This is a genomic window from Fructilactobacillus sp. X8R1C1 (assembly GCF_059900945.1).
Map to the genome: position 1 here is coordinate 163,327 of NZ_JBWXVH010000003.1, position 15,055 is coordinate 178,381.

Below are 15,055 nucleotides of genomic sequence, written 5' to 3' on the forward strand. Positions count from 1 at the left end.
CCATGGAAAAAATTGTTGTGCATGGCGGAAACAAACTTAATGGTCGAGTTCACATTGAGGGTGCAAAAAATGCCGTTTTACCGATTCTAGCTGCTACTATTCTTGCAAGTGATGGCGAGACTGTTTTAAACAACTGTCCCATGTTGTCCGATGTGTTTACTATGAATGAAGTTTTAAAACATTTGGGTATTCAAGTTGATTTTGATAAAAGTAAGAATAAAATTACAGTGGATGCTTCTGGAAAAATTTCACCAGAAGCTCCGTACGAATATGTTTCAAAAATGAGAGCCTCAATTGTTGTGATGGGTCCACTTTTAGCTCGCTTAGGTCAAGCAAAAGTTGCTTTACCAGGGGGATGTGCAATTGGAAGTCGTCCCATTGACTTACATTTGCGTGGCTTTGAAGCCTTAGGTGCTCACATTGAACAACATGATGGTTACGTAGAAGCATCTGCTCCTAACGGACTTACTGGAACCGATATTTATTTCGATTTTCCAAGTGTTGGTGCTACTCAAAATGTAATGATGGCCGCTACCCTTGCAAAGGGAACTACCAAGATTCAAAACGTTGCCCGTGAACCTGAGATTGTTGACTTACAAAAAGTATTGAACAAAATGGGAGCAAAAGTTTCTGGAGCAGGCACTGATACGATTACAATTACCGGAGTATCAAGTGTTCATGGTGCTAGTCATGAAGTGGTTCAAGATCGAATTGAAGCTGGGACTTTTATGGTTGCCGCAGCGCTTACTGAAGGAAATCTTTTAATTGAAAACGGAATTACCGAACATAACTTACCATTAATTTCCAAAATGAAACAGATGGGGGTTAAAGTTGAACAAGAACGCGATGGTGTTCGTGTCATTGGACCCGCAAAATTAAAACCAGTTAACGTTAAGACTGCCCCATATCCAGGCTTTCCTACTGACATGCAGCCTCAAATGACAGTATTGCAGTTAAGGGCCGATGGTGTCAGCAAGCTAACGGAAACTGTTTTTGAAAATCGGTTTATGCACATGGAAGAATTACGCAGAATGGGTGCTAAGTTCGACATTAATGGCGAAACGGTCACCATGTATGGACCAACCCATTTTGAGGGTGCTAAAGTTGCTGCGACTGATCTTAGAGCCGCAGCTGCATTGATTTTAGCTGGTCTAGTTGCTGATGGTTATACGGAAGTTACTAATCTGAAGTATCTTGATCGTGGCTACTACGAATTTCACAAGAAACTGCAAAAACTTGGCGCAGAAGTTGAACGAATCCCAATTAAAGAAAGCGACGCAATTGCTAATGACTAACTTGATCGTTAGAAAAATTTAGATAATTTCGTATGTGATAATTCTCTTTTGCTATTCTGGATATGCTATAATTTAGTTAAACGATGTTACGGAAGGAAGTATTTTTATGGCACAAGATATTGGGATTGACTTAGGAACTGCTAACGTTCTTATATACGTTACGGGGAAGGGTATTGTTCTTAATGAACCATCTGTAGTTGCCGTTGATACTAAAACAAATAAGGTATTGGCGGTCGGTTCTGAAGCTTACCAAATGGTAGGTAGAACTCCTGGAAACATTAAAGCCATTAGACCTTTAAAAGACGGAGTTATTTCTGATTTTGATATTACTCAAGAAATGCTTTCGTATTTTATCAGTAAATTAAGCGTTAAGGGCGTTGTTTCTAAACCACAGACGATGATCTGTGCTCCTACAAACATCACTAACATTGAACGAAAAGCAATTATCCAAGCAGCGGAACGCGCAGCTGGTGGCGAAGTTTTCATTGAAGAAGAGCCTAAAGTAGCTGCCGTGGGTGCTGGTATGGATATCTACCAGCCTCATGGTAGTATGGTAATCGATATGGGTGGTGGAACCTCAGACATTGCGGTTCTTTCACTCGGTGATATCGTAGCCAGTAAATCACTTAAAATTGCTGGAGATGTGATGAACGTTGATATCGTTAACTTCTTGAAACAAGAACATAACCTTATTATCGGTGAACACACCGCTGAACGAATTAAAATGCAGATTGGAACGGCAGACGTTTCCACCCAAGATGTTAAAGAGATGGAGGTTAGAGGTCGTGACTCAGTTAGTGGGATGCCTAAATCGGTAACCATTACTAGTCAGGAAGTTGCGAGAGCTATTAGTGGTTCAATTAACTCCATTGTGTCAGGTGCAAAGGCAGTCTTAGAGACAATTCCACCAGAAATTTCAGCTGATATTATTGATCGAGGAGTAATGTTAACCGGTGGTGGTGCACTTCTTAAAGACATTGATACTGTAATTTCAAATGCGTTAACGGTTCCGGTTTATATTTCTGAAGATCCTTTAGACAATGTTGCAAAAGGTGCTGGTGAAATGCTTGAGCATATGAGTAGCAATAAAAAGAGTCGTGGATTTTTCAGTAGAAAATAATTGAGAGAAAAAATTGAAACGAATATTTATATCTTTAATTAAGTTTTACCAGCGTTTTATTTCACCATTGTTTCCGCCTAGTTGTCGGTACTCACCAACCTGTTCGCATTATACGCTCGAAGCGATCAATCGCTTTGGAGCATTGAAAGGGACACTGATGGGGTTTACACGAATTTTGAGGTGTAATCCACTGGTTAAGGGTGGATACGATCCAGTTCCCAAGAAGTTTTCATTGGGAAGAAATAAAAAAGCTGAGGAAGATTATCGTCGCTCAATGAAGCTAAAATAGTTGATTTTATCAACTATTTTTTATTCTAGGAGGTTTTTAAGCGTGGCTCGAAAAGAAAAACGAATCGGTGTTAATATTATTGATGATCCAGAAGAAAACGCGTTGAAATTGGTGCAAATTGGCGGTCATACCGTGGGCACCATTGAAGAAAAGAACGGGAAGTCAATTTGTGTGGTTGGTGACAAAACTTTCCATGAAAACAGCGAAGAAGATGCTGTTGCTGAGGTAATAAGAGAGTATAATTTGCACCAAAGATAAATATGATTTATGAAAAAAAGGAGTTCTAATCGTGTTTAATAGGTCGGAAAGTACAGACGAGAATCGAATCGATTGGGGAATCATTTTTTGTGTACTGATGCTTGCTTTGGTGGGCATAGGGTCGATCTTTGTAGCTGCCAGTCATGATACAAGTCAAACAAGTGTCGTAAAGGCGGTTGTTTCGCAATTAGTGTGGTACGCAATTGGTGCAATTGCCATCGTTGTGATTATGCAATTTGATTCCGAACAGTTATGGAAATTAGCACCTTATGCGTATTGGTTTGGGATCTTTCTTTTAGTTGCTGTTTTGTTCTTGTATAGTCGTTCCTATGCGGCACAAACTGGTGCTAAAAGTTGGTTTCAGTTAGGGCCACTGACATTTCAACCATCTGAAATCATGAAACCTGCATATATTTTGATGTTGGCTAAAGTCATTGCTTCTCACAATAATGAACATCCAATTCATGAAACTCGAAGTGATTGGGCGTTACTTGGTAAAATGATTCTATGGACGATTCCAATTGTGATTTTACTAAAGTTGCAAAATGACTTTGGAACTACCATTGTGTTCATTGCCATCCTGGCGGGGATGATGATTGTATCCGGGGTTACGTGGAAAATACTGGCGCCAATCTTTGGTGTTACAGGTGGTCTTGGTGCCATTGCACTGACACTTGCCATTACTAAAGAGGGCCGAATGTTACTTGGTCATTTTGGCTTTAAGTCTTATCAATTCGCTCGAATTGATACTTGGTTGCATCCTGAGTCAGATACGAGTAACCAAGGATTTCAACTATGGCAAAGTATGAAAGCAGTTGGATCAGGAGGTCTTACTGGAACGGGATTCAATGTTTCAAAAGTTTACGTTCCTGTTCGTGAGTCTGATATGATCTTTTCCGTGATGGGAGAGAACTTTGGATTCATTGGTGGGGTATTATTGATTCTTCTTTATTTCTTATTGATTTATGAAATGATCAAGGTTACTTTTGAGACTAAAAATGTTTTCTATGCCTATATTTCTAGTGGAGTTATTATGATGATTTTATTCCATGTTTTTGAAAACATTGGAATGAGCATTGGGTTGCTGCCAATGACTGGAATTCCGCTCCCATTTGTGAGCCAGGGAGGTTCTGCCTTAATTGGTAACATGATAGGAATTGGGTTGATAATGTCAATGCAATACCATAACAAGAGTTCAATGTTTAGTACAGATAAGAATTTCTCATAAAGCATGAAAGCATGTTCATTCATGCTTTTTTATTTGGGATTATTTACCGGTTAATTTTTGTGTTATAATTAAGGTTCTATTATAAACGACAGAGGTGCGAATATGACTAAAAATAAGAAGCACGTCGCGTTATTATTTGGTGGTAATTCATCAGAACACGACGTCTCAAAAAGATCCGCGCATAATATTTATGATGCGATGGACAAGGATAAGTATGAAGTCAGCTTATTCCTAATTACTAAGGATGGAATCGTCTTGAGCGATGATGCTTCACATCGTGTATTTGATGGTGAAGATGAAACGGATGTGGAAAAAGATGAGATTTTAAATCTCGACATGAATAATCCGCTAGCTCCCATTATTAATTTCGATAGCGCTAAAGATATTGACGTTTTCTTTCCCATTATTCACGGAAACTTAGGGGAAGATGGAACCATTCAGGGGCTATTACGTCTAATGAATAAGCCCTACGTTGGAAGTGGAATCTTAGCTTCTGCAATGTCTTATGATAAGGATATTACTAAGAAAATCCTAGATGAAGCAGGCATTAACAATACCAAATACGTCTTATTGACTCCAGATAATCGTAAAGATTGGAATTATGCTAAATTATCTAAAAAGCTCGGTTCATTAATGTTTATCAAACCAGCCAATCAAGGTTCTTCCATCGGTATTCATCAGGTGCATAATCAAGAGGAATTGGATAGCGGACTAGAAGATGCTTTTCGTTATGACAACAAAATTTTGATTGAGGAAGCAATTGAGGGACCAGAAGAAGTCGAAATTTCTATTTTAGGAAATGAAAATCCCATGGCATCAAAACTAGGGGCAATTAAAGTTCCAGCAGATGACAAATTCTATACCTATGACAACAAGTTCGTGGATGCCAGTCAGGTCCAATTTACCATTCCAGTTGAATTGCCAGATGGTGTCGATGATCAAATCACGAACATGGCATTAGACGCTTATAAGGCCCTTGGATTAAAGGGAATGGCACGAATTGATTTTCTTGTTTCAAAGGATTTTAAGCCGTATTTGAGTGAAGTTAACACATTACCGGGCTTTACCAATATTTCTTTGTATCCGCAACTTTGGGAAGCTTCTGGAATTAGTTATACCGAATTAATCGATAAATTGATTGAACTAGCTTATGCTGAATTTGACCGTCAATCTAAAATTTTGCATGACTTTAAGCCGCTTCAAAAGGGCGATCAGAAAAAAGTATATAAGGATAAATAATAAAAAAAGATTATGACATAGTCATAATCTTTTTTTATTTGAAGATTGTTCTTCGTATATACTTATAAGAGGTGATAATAATGGAAAGATGTAACTGGGCAACTAGGAGTCCACGATTAATGAATTACCATGATACGGTGTGGGGTGTTCCAGATTATGACGAAAAAGCATTATTTAGAGAACTGTCACTAGAAATAATGCAGGCAGGACTTCAGTGGAATTTAATTTTGAAGAAGTTAGACGGACTGGATAGCATTTATCATAATTTTGATTTTAACTATTTGTCTACTCACGCAGAAACCATCAAAGACACTGCAATGAGTGACAAACGTGGAATTAGAAATCGATCGAAACTTGATGCCATTTTAACCAATGCCAAGATTGTTTTTGAGTTAGAGGGAAAGGGGATTCATTTTTTTGACCAATTATGGCAGCAGGTGAATTATACTCCCGTTGACCATTTAATTATTGATGATCAAATCGATATTTCGGAAATGAGACCAATGATTAAAAAATTTAATCTGGTTTTTCAAATGTATCATTTTAAAAGAGTTGGGCCCACAACACTCTATTCGTTTTTACAAGCTTCGGGGATTATTAATGATCATAACGTTAATTGTTTTAGACACGATGAAATTTTGAATCGTCAAGGGAGATGACGTGCAATTGGAAGTCATAATGCCCTCAAAAGCGCTATTGAAAAAGATTGGAGCGAGAATTAAAAAACGCCGAATTGATATTCATATGACGCAGTCGGAGCTTGCCAAAGGACTATGTACTCAGTCAACCATCAGTGCGCTTGAAAATGATGGGTGTTTTAATCAATGGGTGATTATTCCAGAAATTGTGTCCCGATTGGGATTGAACTTAGACGAAGTTTGTTCTGATGAAAAGTATTGCTATGCTAAAAAAATACTGAAGAAAGTTGAATGCATTCTACTTCATTATCATTTCAAGAAAGCTAATACGATTATTGAAACAATTAAAGTTGAGAATATTGATTCAAGAGAAATCAAAGGAAGATATTATTGTGAACGTGGTTTTGCGGAACTATTTTGTGGTTTTTCTTTAGATGAAGTAATCCTATGCTTTCATACTATGATTGACTCGTGTTCCGTCAAAACAAATTTTATTTGTACTGCATGGAGTTATTTGGGCATTGCAATCTCATATCGGAGATTGGGATGTCAAAAATTGGCTCGTAAGTATTTGGATGATGCTTTGGTGAGGATGGGGCAATTGCTACATCGAAGAGAAATGAATACAATTGATCGATATGTTGTCATTAAGTTAGGACTTGCCATTGTCACTTTCGCATTTGTAGCTAACGATAATCAACTAGTGATTTCTGAATCCAATGTTATGATATCTTACCTAAAACGCAAGTATTCCTTCTATTGTTTGAAATCATTTTATAGTTTGAAATATTTGAGTTATAAACGAGAAAAACTGTTTGAAAAGGCAGAAAGCACCCAAATTAAAATCAATCTTTTGAAAGGAGTAAGAGATAGCGGGCGGATTGATAAATTATTAAAAATTGCTAAAACAAAAAATCATTCGAAATAATCATCGAATGATTTTTTGTTTTACTTAGAAACTTTTTGTTTTCCTTTTTTAGGATCAACTTTTTGATTATTTAGATTTGTTCTTACAACTAATACATCACAGACCGCCATCCTAGTGACATATTCAGTTACTGAACCAATTAGTAACCGTTCAACACCATTTAACCCGGTTGCACCGATCATGATTAAATCAATATCGAGTTTGTCTGGAATTTCCTTTGAGATGATTGTTTTCGGTGCGCCATATTCGATTGAATAATCAACTTTGTTAACGCCATCATCCTTAGCTTCTCTGGCGTACTGTTCGAGTGTTTTTTTAGCGTTTTGAGTTACTTCTTCAACTACTGATGTATCAAAACTAGAGATATTTTGAAATGCTCGTGTGTCTACAACGTGGACAATGTGTAAATGAGCATCATTACGTTTGGCAACGGCAACGGCCTTTTTAAAAGCCAACTCGGATTCGTATGAACCATCAACGGGAACTAAAATATTATTGTATTCTTGTAGCATAAAAACCACCTCGATGTTTTATTTAACTTAATTCTAGTATTTTTTAATTGAAAAGTCAGATATAAAGGTTATTTATCCATGTATTGAATGATGAATAGTTCTGGAATCACAGCACACAAACACCCCGCACATAAGACTAGCAGAGTAAAAACAGTGTTATCGAAAAATATTGAAATAATTCCTAAAATTGCTACCACAATTAGAATGACACCACTAATGAGTAAGATGATGCTTAATGAGGTAAACTTTTCGGGATGAAACAGTAGGAAACTTTTATGAGCATGGGTTAAAAAATAAATTCCGTTAATAATTAAAATTACGGAGAAAAATAACATTAAAACTTTGATGAGCATCGACAATTATTCCTTTCCGACATGCTTTTCAGCCTCGTTGATTTTTTCATATTGATCAGCTAGAGCTCTTTCGTATTTACCGTTCAGCTTTGGTTGGTAGTACTTGGCATTCTTAATTTTGTCAGGAAGATACTGTTGTTTAACCCAATCATTGGGATAATTATGTGGGTATTTATAACCGACGTGTCCTAGTTTTTTGGCACCCTTGAAGTGGGCATCTTTTAAGTGCTCAGGAATGTCTCCGTAATTGCCAGTTTTTACGTCAGATAAAGCCTTATCAATCGCTGTAATTCCTGAATTTGATTTTGGTGAAAGACAAAGATCAATGATGGCATCAGACAGTGGAATTCGTCCTTCAGGGAGACCGAGTTTATCAGCAGCTTGCACTGCCGATACTGTTCTGGAAGCAGCAGCCGGATTAGCTAACCCAATGTCTTCATACGCAATTACCATTAATCTTCTGGTTAGGGAGTTTAAATCCCCTGATTCAATTAACCTCGAGGCATAGTGTAGGGCTGCGTTAACATCGGAGCCACGAATTGATTTTTGAAGTGCTGACATCACGTTGTAGTGAGCGTCGCCATTTTTATCTTGACTCAGTGCTTTCTTTTGTAAACAAGCTTCAATATCAGCCAGAGTAATGTGAATGATGCCATCTTGGTCAGGTGTGGTGGACTTGGCAGATAATTCTAGAGCATTTAAAGCGCTTCTTAAATCGCCATTGGTGCTGTGAACTAAAAAGCTCATGGCGTTATGGTCAAGTTTGATCTTTAGATTACCTAAGCCATTTTGCTTGTCCGCTAGTGCCCGCTTAACGGCTTTGGTTATGTCATCACTGGTTAATGGATGAACTTGAAAAATTTCTGTTCTAGAACGAATGGCCGGACTGATATTGATATAGGGATTTTCTGTCGTTGCACCAATTAAGATAATTTGCCCACTTTCTAGTAGTGGTAACAAAAAATCTTGCTTGGTCTTATCTAACCGATGGATTTCATCTAGTAATAACACTACCGTTCCACTCATTTTAGCTTCTTCAGCTACCGCCTGGAGGTCCTTTTTGGTATCAGTTGCTGCATTTAACATCCGAAAAGCATATTTAGTCGAACCCGCAATTGCACTTGCAATGCTGGTTTTTCCGGTACCAGGTGGCCCATATAAAATCATTGATGAAAGCATTTTAGCTTTTACCATGCGATCAATAATCTTGCCCTTGCCAACCAAATCCTGTTGGCCAACAATATCTTCAATTTTAGTGGGCCTCATTCTGTAGGCGAGGGGCTTTTGCATTCTATAGCTTCTTTCTACTTAAATAACCGTGAAAACCATGATTGATGTTTTTTAGGTTGATCGTTGTCATGTTTGGCGTTAACCTTACTAGGATCAAAATCAATATGGTCTTTATTAATTGCCTCTGGAGCGACTAAGACTACCGCATATTGATCGGGCATCGTACCATAAGCGCTGTTGTTTTTTAAAGTAAAGTTGGTGTTATTTTGACTGGCTAACTTCATGTACGGTTGTTGCTGTTCTTCAGCTATATTGCCGTTAATGAAGAGTTGATAAGTGGGGTGTTGTTTCATTTCTTTACTTAACTGATCGATTGCATCCTGGTTTTTATCTTCAGAAACCGTAATGGCGAAGTCGACCCGTTCTCGAAAAGTTCCCAAGTATTTTCGTTGCTCATCTGGGTTAATTTGAGGGGAGTTTCCACTCATTGCTTGATCAAGTCGATTTTGAACTGATCCTTTGTCATCTGTCATAATATTTGCTCCTTATTGAGTATTTACTACATTTTAACATTAAAGAAATTGGAGATACAAAAAGGCGGTCTCAATCGAGATCGCCTTTTCTTTAACAGACACAATATTTTAACGGTTGTAGTATTCAACAACTAATGAAGTATCGATGTCTGCATTTAATTCATCTGGTTGTGGATATCTAGTCAATGAACCCTCAAGCTTATCAGCATCAAATGATACATAAGCAGGGCGGCTCACAACTGATTCGACAGCTTCTTTGATGATGCCCATGTCCTTATCCTTTTCACGAACACCGATCACTTGACCGGGCTTTACTTCGTAAGAAGGGATATCAACCCGCTTGCCATCAACGGTAATATGACCGTGGTTAACTAATTGTCTAGCTTGTCGTCTAGTGGTAGCTAAGCCTAAACGGTAAACCATATTATCTAAACGGCTTTCAAGCATAATTTCAAAGTTATCACCATGCTTACCCTCACGGATTTTACCAGAGCGGTTAAACAATGAGTAAAATTGACGTTCAGTTAAACCATACATGTAACGTAATTTTTGCTTTTCACGTAATTGAACACCATATTCTGAAAGTTTTTGACGACGACCTTGGCCGTGAACACCTGGAGCATATGGACGACGTTGTAATTCCTTACCAGTACCTGATAAAGAAACTCCAAGACGACGAGAAATTCTCCAACTTGGACCTGTATATCTTGACATAAATGAATCCTCCAATAAAATATTTGGAGTAAAATAACGATGTACGCTTAGTATTCGTGCATATCCCTCTGAACTTTCGCCTCAGCAGCCAGTGGGTTACTAATTAAACTACAAGTAGCAAGGACATGTTGACGAGCTTACCGCATACTGCTGCATTATTTTACACAAACTCAATTATATGAAATTAGCACTTAAAAGTCAATGCAACGTTGCAGTCGATGATCTTAAAAACTCAGAATGCTATCATAAATTTTTTCCATTTATGATATAATTACTTTAATAACGAGGAAAAGTTTATACATAATTAATTTGTTGAAGGACGGGTATTTAATGGTTAACGTCATTATTGGAATTTTAGTTGTAGTAGCTGTAATTTATTGTGCCGTGGTCATGTATCAGCACCATTTATTAAAAATTGCTGAAACAATTGAAAAACGCGTTAAGCGCCTAAATGATTTGAATCTGCAAGATGAGATTAATAAGGTGAAAGATATCGGCCTCACCGGTGATTCATTAAGTAGCGTTAATAGTGCTCAAGCTGATTTTGATAACGTTACTAATAACTTACTTCCTTCCGTCAAAAATAACGTTGAAGCGGTAAAAAGTGACGCAAAGGGAATTAACTTTGTTAAGACACGGGAAGTTTGCTTAGATGCGGAACAACAAATTAAAACCTCAGAAGATGATGTAAGGGTAATTCGTCAGTTTTTAGCTAAAATGAATCAGCTGAATTCTGAACATAAGAAGGCCATTACTGATTTAGAAGGTCGTTATAAAGAACTTCGAAAAGAATTGCTTACTAAGAATGCTTCCTTTGGGCCCGCAATTGATGCGCTTGAAAATCAGTTGTCGACGATTGAAGGGACCTTTGATGATTTTTCTAATCTATCAAAAAATGGTGATCACGAAAAGGCTGATAAAATTCTTGGTGATTTAAATAAGTCAACTAATCAGTTAGAAGCTGATGTGCAACAAATTCCTCATTTATATGCTACTAATAATGTAGAATTTAAAAATCAAATTGATGAGATTAGCTCAACTCATTCTAAAATGAATGCAAGTGGGTATGAATTTGCTGATGATGAATTTGACGTCTCTTTAGAGGAATTAAGAACAGCCGTTTCCGATAACCTTGAAAATATTGCTCACCTTGATTTAAAATTGGCCAAGGATTCTGATAGTGAGATTGAGACCAAGATTGATCGTCTTTACGATTTAATGGAAAAGCAATTAATTGCTAAGAAAAAAGTTGATAAAGGATTTAAGATCACCGGAGAATATATCCAACACGCCAAAAAACAAAATCAGGTTTTAATCGATGAATTAGATCGACTCAGTCATAATTACTCACTAGAACATGGTGAGATTGATAAGGCCAATGCTTTAGGAAAACAAATTGATGAAATTGAAGCTACCTATAAAAAAGATCGTGAGGCAATTGACAACAAGAAAGCCATTTATACTCACATCCTTGACAACGTTACTAGTAGCGATAGTCAATTAACGGAGATTGAAAAGAAACAACGGGCCATTAATGATTCGGTTGCTGACTTTAAGGATGAAGAGCAGAAGGCCCATCAGGTCTTAGATGATCTTGATTTGGAACTTCATGGGATTCAGCGTAAGATTGATGAGCTGAATTTACCGGGTATATCACAGGATTACATTGACTACTTTGGCATTGTGGCTGACGAGATTAAGGATCTTAATCGGACGATGGATAAGGTCAAGATTAGTATGGATGATGTTCAAAAACAGTTAAGCGTGATTAAATCAGATCGGGATACTCTTGAAGAGAAGACTGATGATTTGATTGATAGCTCATCGCTTGCTGAGCAAGTGATGCAATATGCCAATCGTTATCGAAATTCTGATCCAGAGATTAACAGAGCACTGGTAAAAGCTAAGCATCTGTTTGACGATGAATATAAGTATCCTGAAAGCTTAGAAACGATTGCCACTGCGATTGATAAAGCCAATCCTGGATCCTACAAGCGAATTGAAAATACTTATTACAAAAATAAGCAAGATTCACAAAATCAAAAGTAAGCACGAACAAGCTGAATTAGAGTTGGAACAATTCAGCTTGTTTTTATTATGTTTCAATGCTGGTATAATAAATCTTGTTGTAATTTGGACGAATTAGAAAGAGAGGGTACCAAATGATTTACTTTGATAATAGTGCGACGACTAAAGTAGATAGTCAGGTTTTGGATACCTATAATCAGGTAAGTGAAAAGATCTGGGGAAATCCTTCCAGTCTTCATAACTTTGGTCAACAATCGTTTAATCTATTGAATCAATCAAGAAATCAAATTGCGAGAATTTTAGGAGTAGAACCTAACGAAATCTACTTTACTAGTGGAGGAACTGAAGGTGACAATTGGGTTATAAAGGGAACCGCCAAAGAGAAACATCAATTTGGTAAGCATATCATCACTTCTTCTGTTGAACATGCAGCGGTGAAAAATTCAATGCACGCTTTAGAAGATTTGGGATTTGACGTTACTTATTTACCCGTTGATAAAGAGGGACGAGTTTCAGCAAAAGATTTAGAATCCGCTATTAGACCGGATACTATCTTGGTGTCAATCATGGCGGTTAATAATGAGATGGGCGCCATTGAACCCATCAATGAAATTAATGATGTCTTAAAACAATATCCCAAAATTCATTTTCATGTTGACGCCGTCCAGGCTGTTGGGAAAGGTCTACACGATTTGGTTTTCAATGATCGAGTTGATTTTGTCACATTCTCTGGGCATAAATTTCATGCTCCCAGAGGAATTGGTTTGATATATGGGAAAAACGGTCGTAAGATTGCTCCATTAATGGATGGTGGTGGCCAAGAACGAGGGCAACGGAGTGGGACTGAGAATCTGCCTGCGATAGTAGGGATGGCTAAAGCACTCAGAATCATTTCGGATCATGAATCTGAAAGCATTGCACGTGAACAAAAGATCAGAGAACGAATTTATGCTCATATTACTAAGTTCAACAAGGTTCATCCTTTCTCCGGTTTATCAGACCACTTTGCTCCACACATTCTTTGCTTTGCAATTGAAGGAGTGAAAGGTGAAACGATCGTGCATGCCTTTGAAGAACATGGGATTTACATTTCTACTACGAGCGCTTGTTCATCCAAAAAAGAGGAAACGGCAGGAACTTTAGATGCTATGGGAGTAGACCCAAGCATCGCTCGCAGTGCCGTTCGAATCTCCTTAGGAGACAAAAATACTTTAGATGAAGCTGATAAGTTTAATCAAATATTTGATGAATTGTACGAAGAATTCAAAAAGTTAAGTTAGATAATCATTAAAGAATAGTAAAGGAGTGAGGGTGTGAAGTATAGTGAGATTATGGTTCGTTACGGCGAACTGTCCACAAAGGGAAAAAATCGCAGGGTCTTTATTGGGCAGCTGGGACATAACATTAGGCAAGTTTTAAAACAGTTTGATGGAGTCACCGTTGACGCCCAACGGGATCGGTTACATGTTAGTTTGCATGGTCAAGATGCAGCTCCAGTGATGGCAGCCTTAAAAAAAGTCTTTGGAATTGAGACTTTTTCACCAGTTGTTAAGTTGGAAAAAAATACCCCAATTGAAGACATTCAGAAAAAGGCACTCGCAATGATTTCGAATCAATTCCAGAGTGGTCAAACATTTAAGATCTCAACTAACCGTCAAAATAAAGATTATCCACTAAACACTTATCAAGTGAATGATGAGGTTGGCGGGTATGTCTTAGATCATTTAGATGGAATTAAAGCTCAAATGAAAAGACCTGACATCAACTTACAGATTGATGTCAGAATGTCTGGCATCTATTTATCAAGTGAGACGATTCAGGGAGCATTAGGACTACCAGTTGGAACTGGAGGACGTGGTACCATGATGCTTTCAGGAGGCATTGATTCACCCGTTGCGGCTTACATGGCCATGAAGCGTGGGGTAAAGTTAGATATGATTCATTTCTACAGTCCTCCATACACTAGTGAACAAGCGCTAGCAAAAGCTAAGGATTTGACGGCTAAACTTTCGGCATTAGGTGGAACCGTTGATTTTATCCAGGTCCCATTTGCTAAGATTCAAGAAGAGATTAAAGAAAAAGTTCCAGAGGGTTACTTGATGACGGTTCAGCGCCGGATGATGTTGAGAATTGCCGCAGCAATTACCATTGCACGTCATTGTGATGGAGTATTTACCGGTGAGTCGTTAGGACAAGTTGCTTCACAGACGTTAGAAAGTATGCGCGCCATTAATGATGTGACTAATTTGCCAGTTCTACGTCCGTTGCTTTCTTTGGATAAGACTGAGATTATTAAGATTGCTGAACGAATTGACACCTATGATTTATCAATTCTTCCTTATGAGGACTGCTGTACGATCTTTACTCCACCAGCACCGAAAACAAAGCCGGACGTGGAGAAAGCCAGAAAGTTTGAAAAAAACATTGACGTGGATGGTTTAATGAAAGAAGCCATTGAGGGCATTACGATCAGTAAGATTCACCCAAATGATGATTATTTGAACGCTAATGAAGATGTTTTTTCAGAATTACTTTAATGTGATTGACTAAAGATTGTAAATTGAGTAATATTTATTATGTTAAATGCTTTGATCAAGAGGTTGGTTGTTATGACGCACAGAGAGTGGACATGTGCTGGAAAGTCCATGCGTTCAAACGATCATTGTTGCTTGTGAGCAGTTATGTTGAAT

General features: G+C 37.8%; 16 protein-coding genes and 1 other annotated feature (1 of these 17 cut by a window edge). Of the genes, 11 read left to right on the plus strand and 5 right to left on the minus strand.

Annotated features, from left to right (window positions below; genetic code table 11):
- Positions 1-2: 2 nt before the first annotated feature.
- From murA to AC6UD1_RS04150, 8 genes are all read left to right on the plus strand, one after another.
- Complete coding sequence (gene murA, locus AC6UD1_RS04115) at positions 3-1,295, plus strand: UDP-N-acetylglucosamine 1-carboxyvinyltransferase (protein WP_500707361.1); 1,293 nt, start codon at positions 3-5, stop codon at positions 1,293-1,295.
- A 106-nt stretch (positions 1,296-1,401) separates the two neighbouring features.
- Positions 1,402-2,415 (plus strand): rod shape-determining protein, encoded by a 1,014-nt coding sequence (locus tag AC6UD1_RS04120; protein ID WP_500694359.1) that lies wholly within the window; start codon positions 1,402-1,404, stop codon positions 2,413-2,415.
- A 13-nt stretch (positions 2,416-2,428) separates the two neighbouring features.
- Positions 2,429-2,704 (plus strand): membrane protein insertion efficiency factor YidD, encoded by a 276-nt coding sequence (gene yidD, locus AC6UD1_RS04125; protein WP_500699808.1) that lies wholly within the window; start codon positions 2,429-2,431, stop codon positions 2,702-2,704.
- A gap of 42 nt (positions 2,705-2,746) precedes the next feature.
- Positions 2,747-2,962: a DUF2969 family protein gene (locus AC6UD1_RS04130; protein ID WP_500696062.1), complete on the plus strand. Its 216-nt coding sequence runs from the start codon at positions 2,747-2,749 to the stop codon at positions 2,960-2,962.
- Between the two features lie 31 nt (positions 2,963-2,993).
- Entirely contained in the window at positions 2,994-4,190 is a 1,197-nt protein-coding gene (locus tag AC6UD1_RS04135; protein WP_500694362.1) for an FtsW/RodA/SpoVE family cell cycle protein, read from the plus strand.
- A 102-nt stretch (positions 4,191-4,292) separates the two neighbouring features.
- Entirely contained in the window at positions 4,293-5,429 is a 1,137-nt protein-coding gene (locus AC6UD1_RS04140; RefSeq protein ID WP_500699810.1) for a D-alanine--D-alanine ligase family protein, read from the plus strand.
- An 80-nt stretch (positions 5,430-5,509) separates the two neighbouring features.
- Complete coding sequence (locus AC6UD1_RS04145) at positions 5,510-6,088, plus strand: DNA-3-methyladenine glycosylase I (protein WP_500707362.1); 579 nt, start codon at positions 5,510-5,512, stop codon at positions 6,086-6,088.
- A 37-nt stretch (positions 6,089-6,125) separates the two neighbouring features.
- A complete protein-coding gene (locus AC6UD1_RS04150; protein WP_500707363.1) occupies positions 6,126-6,995 on the plus strand; it encodes a helix-turn-helix domain-containing protein in 870 nt (289 codons plus the stop codon).
- A gap of 20 nt (positions 6,996-7,015) precedes the next feature.
- Here AC6UD1_RS04150 and AC6UD1_RS04155 read toward each other — a convergent pair whose 3' ends face one another.
- The 5 genes from AC6UD1_RS04155 to rpsD form a co-directional block, all read right to left on the minus strand.
- On the minus strand, positions 7,016-7,507 hold the full coding sequence (locus AC6UD1_RS04155; protein WP_500694366.1) for a universal stress protein: 492 nt from the start codon (positions 7,505-7,507) through the stop codon (positions 7,016-7,018).
- Between the two features lie 68 nt (positions 7,508-7,575).
- Positions 7,576-7,860, minus strand: coding sequence for a hypothetical protein (locus tag AC6UD1_RS04160; RefSeq protein ID WP_500696067.1), 285 nt, complete (start codon positions 7,858-7,860; stop codon positions 7,576-7,578).
- A gap of 6 nt (positions 7,861-7,866) precedes the next feature.
- Positions 7,867-9,150, minus strand: coding sequence for a replication-associated recombination protein A (locus AC6UD1_RS04165; protein ID WP_500707364.1), 1,284 nt, complete (start codon positions 9,148-9,150; stop codon positions 7,867-7,869).
- A gap of 14 nt (positions 9,151-9,164) precedes the next feature.
- Entirely contained in the window at positions 9,165-9,623 is a 459-nt protein-coding gene (locus tag AC6UD1_RS04170; protein ID WP_500707365.1) for a YueI family protein, read from the minus strand.
- A 108-nt stretch (positions 9,624-9,731) separates the two neighbouring features.
- Positions 9,732-10,337, minus strand: a complete 606-nt coding sequence (rpsD, locus tag AC6UD1_RS04175) for a 30S ribosomal protein S4 (protein ID WP_039144319.1) — start codon at positions 10,335-10,337, stop codon at positions 9,732-9,734.
- A 330-nt stretch (positions 10,338-10,667) separates the two neighbouring features.
- Between rpsD and ezrA the strand changes: the two genes are divergently transcribed.
- From ezrA to thiI, 3 genes are all read left to right on the plus strand, one after another.
- Positions 10,668-12,386, plus strand: a complete 1,719-nt coding sequence (gene ezrA, locus AC6UD1_RS04180; RefSeq protein ID WP_500707366.1) for a septation ring formation regulator EzrA — start codon at positions 10,668-10,670, stop codon at positions 12,384-12,386.
- A 113-nt stretch (positions 12,387-12,499) separates the two neighbouring features.
- Positions 12,500-13,645 (plus strand): cysteine desulfurase family protein, encoded by a 1,146-nt coding sequence (locus AC6UD1_RS04185; RefSeq protein ID WP_500707367.1) that lies wholly within the window; start codon positions 12,500-12,502, stop codon positions 13,643-13,645.
- 33 nt (positions 13,646-13,678) lie between these two features.
- Complete coding sequence (thiI, locus tag AC6UD1_RS04190; protein ID WP_500707368.1) at positions 13,679-14,902, plus strand: tRNA uracil 4-sulfurtransferase ThiI; 1,224 nt, start codon at positions 13,679-13,681, stop codon at positions 14,900-14,902.
- Positions 14,903-14,944: 42 nt separating this feature from the next.
- Positions 14,945-15,055, plus strand: a binding site (T-box leader) (it continues 93 nt past the right edge of the window).

Excerpts from the sequence above, each read along its gene's own strand:
- AC6UD1_RS04165 (WP_500707364.1), bottom strand. The coding sequence starts at position 9,150 with ATGCAAAAGCCCCTCGCCTACAGAATGAGGCCCACTAAAATTGAAGAT.
- AC6UD1_RS04160 (WP_500696067.1), bottom strand. The coding sequence starts at position 7,860 with ATGCTCATCAAAGTTTTAATGTTATTTTTCTCCGTAATTTTAATTATT.
- AC6UD1_RS04185 (WP_500707367.1), top strand. The coding sequence starts at position 12,500 with ATGATTTACTTTGATAATAGTGCGACGACTAAAGTAGATAGTCAGGTT.
- rpsD (WP_039144319.1), bottom strand. The coding sequence starts at position 10,337 with ATGTCAAGATATACAGGTCCAAGTTGGAGAATTTCTCGTCGTCTTGGA.
- AC6UD1_RS04170 (WP_500707365.1), bottom strand. The coding sequence starts at position 9,623 with ATGACAGATGACAAAGGATCAGTTCAAAATCGACTTGATCAAGCAATG.
- AC6UD1_RS04155 (WP_500694366.1), bottom strand. The coding sequence starts at position 7,507 with ATGCTACAAGAATACAATAATATTTTAGTTCCCGTTGATGGTTCATAC.
- murA (WP_500707361.1), top strand. The coding sequence starts at position 3 with ATGGAAAAAATTGTTGTGCATGGCGGAAACAAACTTAATGGTCGAGTT.
- AC6UD1_RS04140 (WP_500699810.1), top strand. The coding sequence starts at position 4,293 with ATGACTAAAAATAAGAAGCACGTCGCGTTATTATTTGGTGGTAATTCA.
- ezrA (WP_500707366.1), top strand. The coding sequence starts at position 10,668 with ATGGTTAACGTCATTATTGGAATTTTAGTTGTAGTAGCTGTAATTTAT.
- AC6UD1_RS04120 (WP_500694359.1), top strand. The coding sequence starts at position 1,402 with ATGGCACAAGATATTGGGATTGACTTAGGAACTGCTAACGTTCTTATA.
- AC6UD1_RS04145 (WP_500707362.1), top strand. The coding sequence starts at position 5,510 with ATGGAAAGATGTAACTGGGCAACTAGGAGTCCACGATTAATGAATTAC.